Origin of the sequence: Chryseobacterium sp. JV558 (genome assembly GCF_033712365.1) — a bacterium.
Lineage (GTDB): Bacteria > Bacteroidota > Bacteroidia > Flavobacteriales > Weeksellaceae > Chryseobacterium.
The window spans coordinates 817,196-831,350 of sequence record NZ_WJHU01000001.1; the positions used below are offsets into that span (position 1 = coordinate 817,196).

Sequence of the window (14,155 nt, forward strand, 5' to 3'; positions counted from 1 at the left end):
TAAAGAAATATTTTGCAGAATTAATCTGCTCTTTTCTCCAGAACTTCAAGAAGCCTGTTGATATATTCTTCTTCCTTCAGCACTTTATAGTAAGCCGTTTTAGCATACAAAGTAAAATCCGGAGATTCAAATCTTATTTCATCATCCATATCAGAAGTTTCCATCGTGTTTTTAGTATGGAATTCCCGGATATGAAGGATATATTCTTCCATGTAAGCATCTATTACTCTTTTCAGAACCTCGCATTGAGCATTATTTTTAATCTTTTCCAATGATTTGATCAGAAAAGCAGTCACTCCGTAAGAATTGATAATAAGCGGAAATAAAGATTCATTCTCCAGCGCATTATTTTTATCATTCAGCCCGGAATGTTGTAAAGTGTCGTTTTCAAATATCATGTTCAAAAAGGGTATTAGTTATGGGAAGCTTTTAAATATTGCTCAAAATAATGGAGGTCGTTTTTATCTTTGATGGACAGATAAAACATGATCTGTTCCGGCTCTTTTAATCCGATACTGTTGAAACAGTCGAAATGAGCGATTAACGCCTGTATATTTTCAATATCAATATCTTTCAGGATAATGAATAAAAGAAAGATATTATCCCTGATCTCTTTGGCATAGATTGCGGCTCCATCCTCGAAACACTTTCCTGTGTGGGTAATTTTTATAAAATCTTTGTGTCTCAGCGTTTTTATTATTTTCTGACCGTCCATATATATTTTGATTTCATGGTTAAAATAAGCCATATAGAGCAAGCTACGGGGCTTATTGTCTACTGTTAGTCTTCTTGTTCTGCATCAAAATTGATTGATGTTTCCGCAATATCTGTAAGATGCGAATCGGTATCTTCTTCTTCCTGAAGTGTTCTTTCAAGAAGATCAGCGGCTTTATCATGTCCCATGGTAGTGGCAAGCTGGGCAAGTCCGCCATAGGTTGCAATTTCGTAATGTTCTACTTTTTGTGCAGCAATAATCAATGCCACATCTCTTGTTGCAGAGCCCTCTTCTGTAGACTTGATGACTTCTTCCCCTTCTTCAATGATTCCTTTTATAGCCTTACATTCTTTTTTTTCGGGCTTTTCGTCAATAAGTTTGAAAACTTTCTCCAGACGTTTTACATGTTTTTGGGTTTGAAGATGATGATCTTCAAAGGCTCCCTTCAGTTCTTCGGTGGTAGCAGCTTCCTGCATTTTCTCCAATGCTTCAAGAATAGCATTTTCAGCATAATAAATATCTTTCAGGGCACTTACAAAGAATTTGTGAAGCGGAGCATTTTTCATTTCATCCTTGTTGACAGTCGTCTTGTCTGCAGTTCCTTTCTGGGTAATAGAAACTGCACTATTGGTTTCTAATATTTTATTGGGCATGGTGTAAAATGGTGTTTGTATTAAAAGGATTACCTCTTTATATAAGTCTAAAGAGGCAATCCAGGAAAAAGAATTATGAATTACGTCTGCCTGGAATACCCGGCCTCCTAACTATGGTTCCTGAGTTTCTAGTACATAACTAAATTATTAATATTTAGAGATGAGTATTACATTCCGTGACTAGTATTAGACGGCAACAATTGGGTGTCGGTAATGTTAAAATGATTATAAAAGCAAATGCTTTTTACGTGCCTTTTACTAAGGTCTTAAGTATTTTGAAACGTTTACATATCAAATATACGTCTTAATAACTCACTTTTTTATGACCTGAGTCATGTTAAAGCAGATTAATACAAAATTTTTCGGTCTTGTAAAGTGATATGCCCTTCTTTCTCCATCTTTTTTAAGGTTCTGATGACAGTTTCCACACGCAGACCCGTGAGATTGGCTATCTGCTGTCTTGTAAATGCAATGTGAAAGCAGTGATGGCAGTCATCATTATGGTAGCTTTTAAGGTAATCCAATAATCCTCTCAGCCTTTGCATAGGGTTTTGAGAGGCCAGGCTCTGCATCATTTTTAATTTGTAATAAATTTCCTGTGAAAAACAGGCATTCATTTCCAGAGAAAGATCAGGATGCTGGCTGATCATTTCAAAGAAGTTATTTTTGGGAAGTCTTATAATTCTGGAAGCTTCAAGGCATACGGCATTGATGGGATAATCCTGGCTGAGAAAAAGCATCGCCTCCCCAAAGCTCTGTTTTTTGCCTAAAATATTATGAATAAACTCTTTTCCGTCTTCATTATAATTATTAAGTTTTACTTTTCCCTCGCTGATCTGAAAATAATAAAGTGCATGATCTCCTTCCTTAAAAATCGTCTCACGGTTTTTATAATCCCTGCCTTCCGCACCAAAAGAGTACAGAAGGTTTTCATCAATATTCATGCAGCTTATTGTTTTCATAAATTCACTAGATTTTAATTGGAAAAATCACAAAATCATATACCTGAAATTGATTCTAATATAAGATTTTGCGATTTTCAATTCTTAGGATTTTATCCCTTTCCATATGTTTGATCGTCCTTATAGCGGTTTCCACACAAAGACCTGTAAGGCTTGCCATCTGCTGCCTCGTTAATGGGATCAAAAAAGAATAAGGACTTATATCCTTTTGAAAACTTTTAAGATAATCCATCAGTCCTTTCAGTCGTATAGAAGGGTTTTGGGATGAAAGATTCTGCATCATCACAAATTTATAATAAAGGCGTTCAGAAAGAAAGTTGCTCACCTCCATGTACAATTCCGGAGATTGGTTCAGTAAACTGAAAAAAACGGTTTTATGAAGCCTTAGAACAGTACATTCTGTAATGGCTTCAGCATTCATTGGATAAGGTTTTTCTATAAAAAGGATAGATTCTCCACAGCTTTCTCCGTCGGATAAAATATTTTGAATAAATTCTCTCCCTTCCTCATTATAATTATTGAGTTTTACCTCTCCTTTAATAATCTGGTAGTAATAATTGCATACATCCCCTTCGCAGAAAATAGTTTCTGAAGGGGTATAGTGTCTCGTTTCTGCTCCCGCTGAAATCAAAATCTTTTCGTCGATAACCATAATAGTTGTTTTTGGCGTTGTTTTCTTCTTCTTTTTTTCCTCTTCCTAGTCTTAGTAAAAATATCATTGGGAACTGATGAACGTATACATACAAAAATCGCACCCTTGTGATTAATTAAAAAGTTAAATAATGTTAAATTAATTATCAATTTTAAGTGCTTTCAATTTTATTTACTAAAAAATTATCAATAAAATCATCTTATCTTTACTGTTTCGTAAATTTAATATTTATCCAATGGTTTGATTATTAATGCTTAAACCTCCATCCCTTTTTATGGAATGGAGGTTTTGGTCCTTAGCAAAGAATATTATTTCCTTGTAGTTGTTATTTTATTTTAAATTATTTGGCGAACTTCTTAGTTCCTACAACGCATAAGATCACACCTACTGTCACCCCCAGCATTCCCATACTCACCTGCTCATTAAGAAGCCAGGCAGCCAAAGCTAATCCAAAGAAAGGCTGAAGCAGCTGCAGCTGTCCCACAGTGGCAATACCACCTTGCGCCAATCCTTTATACCAGAATATAAAACCAATAAACATACTGAAAAGAGAAATATACGCCATCCCGAACCATCCCTGAAAACTGACATTTTGAATATCATCAGGAAAATAAATAAAAAATAAAGGAATCATAACAGGAAGTGCCAGTACTAACGCCCAGGAAATCACCTGCCATCCTCCTAATGTTTTAGATAATTTAGCACCTTCAGCATAACCCATACCACATAAAATAACGGCTAGCAGCATCAGAATGTCGCCAATGGGCGAGGCAGATATCCCTTGGGAAACGGCATATCCAATTACTAAAAGACTTCCTACAATTGAGAAAAACCAAAATACAGGATGAGGTCTTTCACCGCCACGCATTACCCCGAACACAGCAGTTGCCAAAGGAAGCATTCCCAGAAATACGATAGAATGGGCGGAAGTAAGGTATTGCAGAGCCAATGCTGACAAAAGAGGAAAACCTACCACACAGCCAAGAGAAACCAAGAGTAAAGGAGTTAACTGTTCTTTAACGGGACGTTTTTCTTTACCCAGCCACAATACCACAAGAGCTAATATCCCAGCCACCATTGCACGAACTATCGTTACAAAGGTGGGACTCATTTCCATTACTGCTAATTTGGTAGCGGGCAAACCACCGCTAAATAATACAACACCTATAAAGCCGTTGATCCATCCACTTATATTTTCATCTTTTGATATCTGTTTTGTCATCATTGTATTGAAACTTTTAATTGATGGTTCAAAATTAGAAAGGATAATTAAATAAACACAGTATCAGTTTTGTATATTTGCATGAGCACAGTTTAATAATATGAATAAAGAATTTTTATATACAGAAATTGCAGACGGTATTGCAGGACAGATCAGGAATGGTATTTTAAAGGCGGGGGATAAGCTTCCTTCGGTAAGGATGCTATGCCATGAACATCAGGTAAGTATGAACACAGCCAAGCGTGTTTTTCTGGAACTGGAATCCCAGTCTTTGGTAGAATCCAAGCCGCAATCGGGTTATTTTGTGAGCCAGTTATTATCTGCAAAACTTCCTTTGCCGGAAGTGAGCCGCCCGTCATTGATTGCCAATAATGATGAACCGGATGAACTGATCAGTAAAATATATGAAAATATGGGTAAAAAGGACCTTACTTTTTTCTCTATTGGTGTTCCGTCCGGAGATCTCTTACCTCAGGCAAAACTGAAAAAAGAAATTGTAAATGCCATCAGAGAATTAAAAGAAGGTGGTACTGAATATGAAGAACTTCAGGGAAATCTGAAGTTGAGAAGAATGATTGCCATACGTTCTTTGCAATGGGGAGGAAACCTGAGTGAAAACGACCTGATTACGACCAATGGCGGAATGAACGCCTTGTCTTTCTGCTTAATGGCATTGGGGAAACCTGGTGATACAATTGCTATTGAAAGTCCCTGCTACCCGGGAATTCTACAGCTGGCCAACGGATTGGGTCTAAAAGTGCTGGAACTTCCTACCCATCCTACTACCGGAATAGAAATTGACGCTCTAAAAAAAGTAATCCCCAAAATAGATATCTGCCTGCTTATTCCCAACTTCAACTCACCTTTGGGAAGCTGTATGCCTGACGAAAATAAAAAGGAAATTGTTAAAATACTTTCGGAGAATAACATTCCTCTGATTGAAGATGATGTGTATGGAGATTTGTATTTCGGTTCTACCCGTCCGAAATGCTGCAAATCTTTTGATAAAGACGGGAATGTACTGTATTGTAGCTCTATTTCAAAAACTTTGGCTCCAGGATATCGTGTAGGCTGGATTGCTCCCGGAAAGTATAAAGACAAGATACTGAAGCTTAAGCTCCTGCATTCCACATCCTCTATTTCAATTGTCAATGAAGCTGTAGCCAATTTTCTGAAATCCGGAAAGTATGAAAAACATCTTCAGCAGCTCCGCAGAACGCTGCAAAACAATTATCAGAACTATGTTCAGACGATCGCGGAATCTTTCCCTGAAGGTACCAAAACCAGCCGTCCACAGGGAGGATTGTCTTTATGGGTAGAATTTGATAAGAAGATACGGACAACAGAACTATATGATCTGGCCATCAAGCAAAACATAAGTATTGCTCCCGGAAGAATGTTTACCTTTCAGGAGCAGTTTGAAAACTGTATGAGACTCTGCATAGGACTTCCTTGGTCAGAAGATACGCAGACAAAACTCAGACAGGTTGGGAATCTTGCGAAAAAGATCTGATAGTTATTTGTTATCTGGAACGAAATTTTTTCTCGCCAGTTCTTTTCTTACACGGCTCAGACTCTCAGGAGTAATTCCGAGGTAAGAAGCAATCATCCATTGCGGAACTCTAAGCAGTAAATCCGGATACATTTTAATGAATTTCATATATCTTTCTTCTGCAGTCTCACCAAGCAAGGAGTTGATTCTGTTTTGAAGACTTCTGATATGTTTCTGAAGCAGAAAATCACTTCTTTCAATACTGTTTGGAAACTGTTCCACCAATTTATTAAAGAAATCAGGATGAAGAAACAGAACTTCCGAATCTTCCACTGCTTCAATATAATAAATGGATTTTTCATTGAAATAAAGACTGCTTCGGTCAGAAATCAGCCAGCTTTCAGGAGCGAACTGTATAATGTGTTCCTTTCCATTTTTATCAATAGAATACATCTTTATCAGTCCTTTTTCTACAAAGAAAATATGCCGGCATATTTCGCCATACTGAAGAAGAAACTGGTTTTTAGGAATTTTCTTTACTTCATAGTGCAGACTACAGGTGTTCACATTTTGAAGAGGAACATTTAAAACTTTGGCTAAATAATCATTTATATTCTTCATGATACAATCTGGCTTAAAGAAATATCCTGGTGTGATGCATTGTTTACAGGTTTTCCGTTCTCTATGACAATCAACTGCGGGCTTTCATGTCTGATCTCAAAATCTGCAGCTATTTTACTGGAAATCGTTCTGTGAGCCAACAGATCAAGGTAGTATACATTGACCGGCTGATCTGAGTTTTCAACTTCTCTCTCAAAGTTCTTCAGCACAGTTTTGCTGATAAAACAGCTTGTTGAATGTTTAAATATGGCAATCTTATTCTGAAAAGAGTCTTCTATCGCTTTTGTAAGGTCTTCTTCAGACTCTATCTTTTTCCAGAATGTTTTTTGGTCAGGGGTTTCGTTTTTTCCACCGAATATTTTATCAAAAAAACTCATACATTAAATTGTTTTAGATGATGATTAAGATGTTTGTACTCCAAAAATGTCCAGTCTTTTTCAGTCATATTTCCGAATAGTCTGTGATGATCCGGCAGGTTGTTTTTTTCACAAGCTTCCCGGAATTCTTCCAGTGTTTTCAGCAGATTGGTTTTTGATTCATCAAAATCACACTCAAAATTAACGATTAGTTTTTGAAAAGTAGGCATGTTTCTGGGAATTCCATTATTGAAGACATACATTTCTGCTTTTGTGATGATTCCTATTGTCTTATACACAACATTGATACGGGGAAGTTCCACCTTTTTCAAAGCGACCTGAAGAACTAAATCACAATGCTTTAACATTTGACATACGTCCATTTCTCCCCACTTTCCAGAGGAATTTTCAGATAACATGGAAATTCTGTCTACAATTTCCTTATAGTATATGGGATTATTAAGATTCTTCCTTACCAACCTTTTTCTATCTTCAGATTTTCAATATGGGCAAAATGATGATTACAATGCCAAACGTATAAAGCAAGGCTGTCTCTTAAATTATAATCTCTATTATGCTCAGGATGGTGAAAAGTTCTTTCAAACTGTTTATTGGTAAGGCTTTTAAGGAGTACAACCCATCTTTGATGTGTTCCTTTCAGCATTCTCATGGCCGGCTTTACAGGCATATGGAAACTATCCTGAAGCTCTGCCCATTTAGCTTCATCGTAAGGCTTTATAGTAGGGTTATCTTCTGTAAGAGCAAGCTTAAAACGTATAAAACTATTCATATGACTGTCTGAAAGATGATTCACAAGTTGTCTTACAGTCCAGCCTCCTTCTCTATAGGGAGTATCCAATTGATCGTCTGTAAAATGTTCAATGAGATTTTTTAACCTGCCTGGAAAGTCTTTAATCACTTTGATGTAAGTATCCAATGTGGTATCGCAGATGTTTTCGGGAGCTTCAAACGGGCCTATTGGAAACTTTTTTTTCTCTAAATCACTCATTGCTCAAGGTTTTTTAATTTTTAAATATTGCCGATTTGTCCGGTCATTACCTTTTGGGACAATTTTCGAATATCATTGGTGTAAATTTATCAAAAATTCAAGAAACTAAGGTGAATAAAGCATTAATTGTAGAGATAACAATTTTTGTGGTACCAATTGTTCACAAAAAAGGCTTCACTGATCAACTGAAGCCTTTTTATAAATTATATTGAAGAATTAATACCCATGCAGATCAATACCTTCTGTTCTTTGCAAGGTTACTTTTTTTCCCATTTTCTTTTGAATCACTCTGAAATGCTGCAATTCATCATCCGTCAGAATACTGATTGCTGTTCCTTTCTCGTTTGCACGTCCCGTTCTACCGATACGGTGAATATAATCCAAAGGAGAACGCGGCAATTCGTAATTGATTACACATGGTAACGACTCGATGTGTATTCCACGTCCAATCAGGTCTGTTGCCACCAGGATCTGAGCTCCGTTTACCTTAAACTCTTCCAGGTTATTTCTTCGGGCCCCTTGTGATTTCTGGCTGTGAATAGCCACTGCTTTAATTTTATTCTTTTTAAGTTTTTCAACCAGATTATCTGCAGATCTTGTAGACGAAACAAAAATCAAAGCCTTTTCAACCTTTTTCTCTTTAATTAAATAACGTAAAAAAGGTCCTTTATCTTCCGGAGAAACATGATATGCCAGCTGTTCGATGTTATCAATTTCAACTTCTTCTTTCTTAATTTCAATAATCGTAGGATTGATAGAAAGGCGTTCTTTCATTTCAGAAACCTTATCATTTAAAGTCGCTGAAAACAAATTGGTTTGTTTGACAACAGGCATCATTGCGAAAAGTTTATTCATTTCTTCTCCAAAGCCCAGCTGAAACATTTTATCCGCTTCATCAATCACCAAATGCTGAATTCCTGAAATACTCAATGCATTATGATCAATTAAATCTAACAAACGTCCGGGAGTAGCAATAAGAACTTCTACCCCAAACATTCCTTTCATCTGCGGATTGATAGAAACACCACCATAAACAGCCATTGTACGAATTTCCCGCTTCAGATTTTCTGTAAAAGCTCTGAAAACTTCATCAATCTGAATGGCCAATTCACGTGTAGGAACCAATATTAAAACCTGAACATTACGGTCTTTTTTAACTTCCGAATTCTGTAGTTTTTCTAAAATCGGCATTACAAAACACGCCGTTTTTCCGGAACCTGTCTGTGCAATTCCCATCAGATCTTTCCCCTGCAAAATAACAGGAACCGCCTGCTCCTGTATTGGAAATGGCTTTAAATATCCCAGCTTTTTAACGGAACGAATAATATTGTGTGATAATCCTAACGATTCAAATGACATAAAAATACTTATTTACTGCAAAGATAAGCTATTGATATTTGGTTTATATCCCAAAATCCAATACTCTGTAAACAAAGTTTGATTATTTTGAGGCTTGAACCCTCATTTTATCAGTCTTACAAATTTATTTTGCCGATTTGTCCGATAATTTGGTTTTGGACAAATTTTTGAAGATTAGTTTTGTAAATTTATCAAAAATTCGAGAAATCAAAATATGAAAAAAGCGTTAATAATAGTCGATGTACAGAATGATTTTTGTGAAGGCGGAGCACTTGCAGTCCCTGGATCCAGCGAAATTATTCCGTATATCAATCTTCTGATGGAGGAAAATGCATACGATCAGGTGGTTCTTACACAGGACTGGCATCCTGCAGGCCACAAAAGCTTTGCAAGCAGCAATGGCAGACAGGTTGGAGAAAGTATTATTTTAAATGGTGTTCCACAGTTTATGTGGCCGGATCACTGTATTCAGGGAACTTTCGGAGCAGAATTCCATAAAGATCTGAACAGAGACAAAGTAACCCACATTATACAAAAAGGTAAAAATATTGAAATCGACAGCTATAGCGGCTTCCAGGATAATAATCATTTTATGAAAACCGGACTGGATGATTTCTTAAAATATCATGATATTCAATTGGTAGAAATCGTAGGATTGGCATTAGATTATTGTGTTAAATTCACTGCTCAGGATGCTGTAGCCAACGGATATGTAACTTGTCTTCACTTCAATGGAACACGTGCTGTAAATGTAAAACCAGACAACGCCAGAGATGCCATCTACGAGATGATTGAAAAAGGGGTAACAGTGCTTGGATAATAATGAATTATAAATGATGAGTTGAATTGTAATACTATTGAAATTCTGAAACTCATAGCCCTATATAAAAAAAGCGCAGAATTACTTTCTGCGCTTTTTATTTTTTACACTTAAATGTACTTTTAAAAAATGAAATAGGTTACAAACCTGAATCTAATATTAAAGCATTTTAAGGTTATTCACTTCCAGTTCTGTAAGGATTCTCCAGTGTCCTCTCTTGATATTCTTCTTCGTTAATCCTGCAAACATTACTCTGTCTAAAGATTCCACTTCGTACCCTAATCTTTGGAATATTCTTCTGATAACACGGTTCCATCCGATATGAATCTCAATTCCAATCTCATTTTTAGGTTTCCCTTCAATGTACGAAATCTGATCAACCACTGCTACTCCTTCATCAAGACGGATTCCTTCTGCGATAAGACGTAGATCTTCACCTGTAAGCTTCTTATCCAACGTTACATGATAAATCTTTTTAGCATCAAAAGATGGATGCGTTAATTTTTTAGTCATGTGCCCGTCATTGGTCAATAAAATAACCCCTGTTGTAGAACGGTCCAATCTTCCAACCGGGAAAACTCTGTAAGGAGAAGCATTCGCTACAAGATCCATTACTGTTTTTCTGGCTTTGTCATCTTTCGTTGTAGAAATATATCCTTTTGGTTTATTCAAAAGTACATAAACAGGTTTTTCCGGAGTAATATTTTGTCCGTCGAAAACTACTCTGTCTGTTTTCTGTACCTGATAGCCCATTTCATTGACTACTTTTCCGTTTACTTCTACCAATCCCTGGGTAATAAGCTCATCAGCTTCTCTCCTGCTGCAGATTCCTGAATTGGCAATATACTTATTAAGACGGATAGTGTCTTTATGAACATCTTTGTCAATTTTGTTTAACCTTCTTTTTTGTACAAAAGATTTTGCTCTGTCTTCTCTTTCCTCTCCATTAGAGGGTCTTCTGCCATATTTCAGACTACCTCTTTCATATTTATCTCTTGCATCAAAGCTATTTCCTCCTCTTTTTGGTTTTCCGAAAGATTTTCTCTCAAAACTCTCACTTTTATTCGTGATGTAAGGTTTTCTTTCAGATTTTGAACCCGTATCTTCGTTGGAACCTTCAGAGCTGTCTGTACTTCTCTTGAAAGGTTTCTTTTCAAATTTTGAGTTAGAACCTCTATGTTCTGGAGCTGGTTTGCCTCCGTCTTTAGAAAAAGGTTTCTTAAAAGGTTTTGATCCTGAAGAATTTCCAGATCTGGAAGCACGAGAATCATCAGAACTTTTCTTAGTTGAAATTCTTGGTCTCTTTGATCTGTCTGAATTATTATTATCTCTGCTCATTCTAAAAATTTTTGCAAAGATAGTAATTTAGTTACGAGTTAAAAATTAAGAATCATAACTTTGCAATATAGTTTACATTTTAACTTTACAAATATTAGAAGATGATAACAATATTAAACGATAATTTTTCTCAGCTTAACGAGTTTCTTCATGAAAAATCTTTCAGTAAAATTTTCATTCTGGTAGATGAAAACACTCATGAATACTGCCTTCCTATTCTTTTAGGAAATATGGAAACAGATTTGGGCTTTGAAATTTTAGAGATTGAAGCAGGAGAAGAAATGAAAAATATCCAGACTGCCAACCAACTTTGGGAAATTCTTACAGAGATGCAGGCAGACAGAAAAGCACTGGTTATCAACCTTGGCGGCGGTGTAATTACGGATATGGGAGGATTTGTGGCATCTACTTATAAAAGAGGAATACAGTTCATCAATATCCCTACTACCCTTTTATCAATGTGTGATGCTTCCATAGGAGGAAAAACAGGCATTGATCTGATGCACTATAAAAATATGGTGGGAACTTTTGCTTTCCCGGAACAGATCTTTATTTTCCCGAAATTCCTAGAAACATTACCATTTAAAGAATTAAGAAGCGGATTCGCTGAAATGCTGAAACATGGATTAATTGCTGATAAAAATCATTGGGACCAGCTGATTCAGGTTCGTAAACTGGAGGTAGAAACAGTAATTCCACATATTCAGACTTCTATGAATATCAAGCAGGATGTTGTAGACAAAGATTTCCACGAACAGAATATCAGAAAAACATTGAATTTCGGGCACACCATAGGCCACGCTGTAGAAAGTTTATGCTTACAGCAGGGAAATCCTATTCTTCACGGGGAAGCTGTTGCAATGGGAATGATTGCGGAGGCTCATCTGGCTTATCTGGAGAATCTTATTTCTGAAACAGATGCAAATATGGTCATCGAAAATGTTCAGAGATACTATCCTTACCTTGATATCAATGATTTTAAAGATGAAGATATCACGGCATTATTAATGAATGATAAAAAGAATACAGACAGTAAAATCAACTTTTCATTACTTTCCGGAATCGGTGCTTGTACTTATGATCACCAGTGCAGCCAGGAAAATATCCTTGAATCTCTATCTTTTTACAGAAAATTGAATAATGCTTAACGGTTTTTTGGAAAAACAAACCCGTTTAAAAGGTTATTTTTAACAAAATTGTCAATTTAGACACCTTCTAAACAAATGTTTATTTAAATTAATAATCAACTGTAATTCAATTACATATTTCAAAAATCACTTAAACACTAAGTGATTTTTTTATTGATTTTAATCATAAAAAATATTTTTGGCAAGCAATTTGAAAGATACTCTGCGTTCAACTGAAAAGCTGAACAAGTAGTAAAATTTAAAATTAAGAAAGAGTAAAATTAAAAAAATTAAAGTTATGAAAAAGTTAATTTTAGGATTAGCGTTAACTGCAGGAACATTCGCATTCGCTCAACAGACAGGAAACACATCTTCTAATCCAGTAACATTTGGGGTAAAAGGAGGAATGAACGTTTCTTCACTTTCAAAAGACAGTGGTCTTGATGATCAGAAATCTAAAATCGGGTTCAATGCAGGTGTATTTGCCAACATTCCGTTAGCAGCTTCATTCAGCGTTCAGCCGGAGGTTCAATATTCACAATATGGTAATAAATCAGATTATACTTTAGGAGGAACAAAGTTCTCAGCTTCTACTAAACTAGATTATATTACAGTACCGGTAATGTTCCAGTACAACCTGATTCCTAACCTTTATGTGGAAGCAGGACCAGAATTCGGTTTCATGGTAAGTGCTAAAAACAAATTCAAAAATGAATCAAACGGACAATCTAATACTACAGATAACTATAAAGACAACTTAAATACTTTTAACTTTGGTATTGGTCTTGGTGCTGGGTATTATTTCACTCCTAACTTAGGACTTACAGCAAGATATGTTGCAGGTTTAACTGATGTAGCGAAAAACAGACCTAGTGGATCTGATGCTACAAGAAACAACCTATTCCAGGTAGGTTTAGCTTATAAATTCAAATAAGCTTACACATTCACTAACAAATTTTATATTCAATAGAAAAGATCAGATTAATTTTTTAATCTGGTCTTTTTTTATGTTAAAAAAATAAAATTTTAAGACTTAATTTTTAAATAAAGAAAAATTCGCTCTTCACACCATACAGTAAACAACTGGATAACAGCTGATTTCAATTTTGGCACACCATTTGATTCTTAATAAAATGTTAAATAAAACTTAAAAACTATTAAAATATAAAACTTATGAAAAAGATTCTTTTAGGCCTTGCCTTAGTAGCAGGTACTTTCACTTTCGCTCAGAAAACTTCAACTTCTACTGCTTCATCTTCACCAGTTAGGTTTGGTGTAAAAGCTGGTCTTAATGTCTCTACTGTTTCTAACAGTGAGTTAAATTCAAAAGCTGGATTTTATGGAGGTGTTTTTGCAAACATTCCAGTAGCACAAGATTTCTCTGTACAGCCGGAAGTATTATACAGTGGTATGGGAGGTAAAGCTAAATCTAACAGCAGTGCAAAACTGAATATGGATTATATCGCAGTACCAGTAATGTTACAGTACAACCTGATTCCTAATCTATATGTAGAAGCTGGTCCTCAATTCGGTTTCCTTATCAGCGCTAAAGCAAAGAATAATAGTGCATCTGCAGACGTTAAAGACAATTTAAAAACTTTTGATTTTGGTATTGGTCTTGGAGCTGGATATTATTTCACACAAAATATCGGAGTGAATCTAAGATATACCGCAGGATTATCTGATGTCCCTAAGCATAACAATGGTGATGCTGCCAGAAACGGTGTATTCCAGGTAGGTTTAGCTTATAAATTCTAAGAAATAGGTTAGCTTTTAAAGCAAACTTTTTAATCAATACAGAGCCGGATTATATTTAATCCGGCTTTTTT

The 14,155-nt window shown here is 35.8% G+C and carries 17 protein-coding genes; 5 read left to right on the top strand and 12 right to left on the bottom strand.

Annotated features, from left to right (window positions below; all coding sequences use genetic code 11):
* Nucleotides 1-20: 20 nt before the first annotated feature.
* The 6 genes from GFU89_RS03795 to GFU89_RS03820 form a co-directional block, all read right to left on the bottom strand.
* Nucleotides 21-398: a hypothetical protein gene (locus tag GFU89_RS03795; RefSeq protein ID WP_318845882.1), complete on the bottom strand. Its 378-nt coding sequence runs from the start codon at nucleotides 396-398 to the stop codon at nucleotides 21-23.
* A 14-nt stretch (nucleotides 399-412) separates the two neighbouring features.
* A complete protein-coding gene (locus GFU89_RS03800) occupies nucleotides 413-715 on the bottom strand; it encodes a hypothetical protein (RefSeq protein WP_318845883.1) in 303 nt (100 codons plus the stop codon).
* A 65-nt stretch (nucleotides 716-780) separates the two neighbouring features.
* Nucleotides 781-1,368 (bottom strand): ferritin-like domain-containing protein, encoded by a 588-nt coding sequence (locus GFU89_RS03805; RefSeq protein ID WP_318845884.1) that lies wholly within the window; start codon nucleotides 1,366-1,368, stop codon nucleotides 781-783.
* 347 nt (nucleotides 1,369-1,715) lie between these two features.
* Nucleotides 1,716-2,330, bottom strand: coding sequence for a Crp/Fnr family transcriptional regulator (locus tag GFU89_RS03810; protein ID WP_318845885.1), 615 nt, complete (start codon nucleotides 2,328-2,330; stop codon nucleotides 1,716-1,718).
* A 55-nt stretch (nucleotides 2,331-2,385) separates the two neighbouring features.
* Nucleotides 2,386-2,982: a Crp/Fnr family transcriptional regulator gene (locus GFU89_RS03815; RefSeq protein ID WP_318845886.1), complete on the bottom strand. Its 597-nt coding sequence runs from the start codon at nucleotides 2,980-2,982 to the stop codon at nucleotides 2,386-2,388.
* A 340-nt stretch (nucleotides 2,983-3,322) separates the two neighbouring features.
* Nucleotides 3,323-4,207 carry a DMT family transporter gene (locus GFU89_RS03820; protein WP_318845887.1) on the bottom strand — a complete coding sequence of 295 codons (885 nt, stop codon included), beginning with the start codon at nucleotides 4,205-4,207 and terminating at the stop codon, nucleotides 3,323-3,325.
* Nucleotides 4,208-4,304: 97 nt separating this feature from the next.
* Between GFU89_RS03820 and GFU89_RS03825 the strand changes: the two genes are divergently transcribed.
* On the top strand, nucleotides 4,305-5,717 hold the full coding sequence (locus tag GFU89_RS03825) for a PLP-dependent aminotransferase family protein (RefSeq protein ID WP_318845888.1): 1,413 nt from the start codon (nucleotides 4,305-4,307) through the stop codon (nucleotides 5,715-5,717).
* A 3-nt stretch (nucleotides 5,718-5,720) separates the two neighbouring features.
* Here GFU89_RS03825 and GFU89_RS03830 read toward each other — a convergent pair whose 3' ends face one another.
* The 5 genes from GFU89_RS03830 to GFU89_RS03850 form a co-directional block, all read right to left on the bottom strand.
* A complete protein-coding gene (locus GFU89_RS03830; protein ID WP_318845889.1) occupies nucleotides 5,721-6,317 on the bottom strand; it encodes a Crp/Fnr family transcriptional regulator in 597 nt (198 codons plus the stop codon).
* Entirely contained in the window at nucleotides 6,314-6,694 is a 381-nt protein-coding gene (ytxJ, locus tag GFU89_RS03835; RefSeq protein WP_318845890.1) for a bacillithiol system redox-active protein YtxJ, read from the bottom strand. The genes GFU89_RS03830 and ytxJ overlap by 4 nt, the downstream gene beginning before the upstream one ends.
* Nucleotides 6,691-7,152, bottom strand: a complete 462-nt coding sequence (locus GFU89_RS03840) for a DUF1569 domain-containing protein (RefSeq protein ID WP_318845891.1) — start codon at nucleotides 7,150-7,152, stop codon at nucleotides 6,691-6,693. Before GFU89_RS03840 ends, ytxJ begins: the two co-directional genes overlap by 4 nt.
* Entirely contained in the window at nucleotides 7,146-7,682 is a 537-nt protein-coding gene (locus tag GFU89_RS03845; RefSeq protein ID WP_047384988.1) for a YfiT family bacillithiol transferase, read from the bottom strand. The genes GFU89_RS03840 and GFU89_RS03845 overlap by 7 nt, the downstream gene beginning before the upstream one ends.
* A 216-nt stretch (nucleotides 7,683-7,898) precedes the next feature.
* A complete protein-coding gene (locus tag GFU89_RS03850) occupies nucleotides 7,899-9,041 on the bottom strand; it encodes a DEAD/DEAH box helicase (RefSeq protein ID WP_318845892.1) in 1,143 nt (380 codons plus the stop codon).
* 214 nt (nucleotides 9,042-9,255) lie between these two features.
* Between GFU89_RS03850 and pncA the strand changes: the two genes are divergently transcribed.
* Nucleotides 9,256-9,861, top strand: coding sequence for a bifunctional nicotinamidase/pyrazinamidase (pncA, locus tag GFU89_RS03855; protein WP_149832152.1), 606 nt, complete (start codon nucleotides 9,256-9,258; stop codon nucleotides 9,859-9,861).
* Nucleotides 9,862-10,020: 159 nt separating this feature from the next.
* Here pncA and GFU89_RS03860 read toward each other — a convergent pair whose 3' ends face one another.
* A complete protein-coding gene (locus GFU89_RS03860; RefSeq protein ID WP_318846248.1) occupies nucleotides 10,021-10,932 on the bottom strand; it encodes a pseudouridine synthase in 912 nt (303 codons plus the stop codon).
* Nucleotides 10,933-11,300: 368 nt separating this feature from the next.
* Here GFU89_RS03860 and aroB point away from each other — a divergent pair, with 368 nt between their 5' ends.
* The 3 genes from aroB to GFU89_RS03875 all read left to right on the top strand — a co-directional run bounded on the left by aroB (nucleotide 11,301) and on the right by GFU89_RS03875 (nucleotide 14,084).
* The gene (aroB, locus tag GFU89_RS03865) at nucleotides 11,301-12,347 is read left to right on the top strand and encodes a 3-dehydroquinate synthase (RefSeq protein ID WP_318845893.1); all 1,047 of its coding nucleotides are present in this window, start codon (nucleotides 11,301-11,303) and stop codon (nucleotides 12,345-12,347) included.
* 277 nt (nucleotides 12,348-12,624) lie between these two features.
* Complete coding sequence (locus tag GFU89_RS03870) at nucleotides 12,625-13,260, top strand: porin family protein (protein WP_318845894.1); 636 nt, start codon at nucleotides 12,625-12,627, stop codon at nucleotides 13,258-13,260.
* A 239-nt stretch (nucleotides 13,261-13,499) separates the two neighbouring features.
* Entirely contained in the window at nucleotides 13,500-14,084 is a 585-nt protein-coding gene (locus tag GFU89_RS03875) for a porin family protein (RefSeq protein ID WP_318845895.1), read from the top strand.
* The last annotated feature ends 71 nt before the right edge of the window (nucleotides 14,085-14,155 follow it).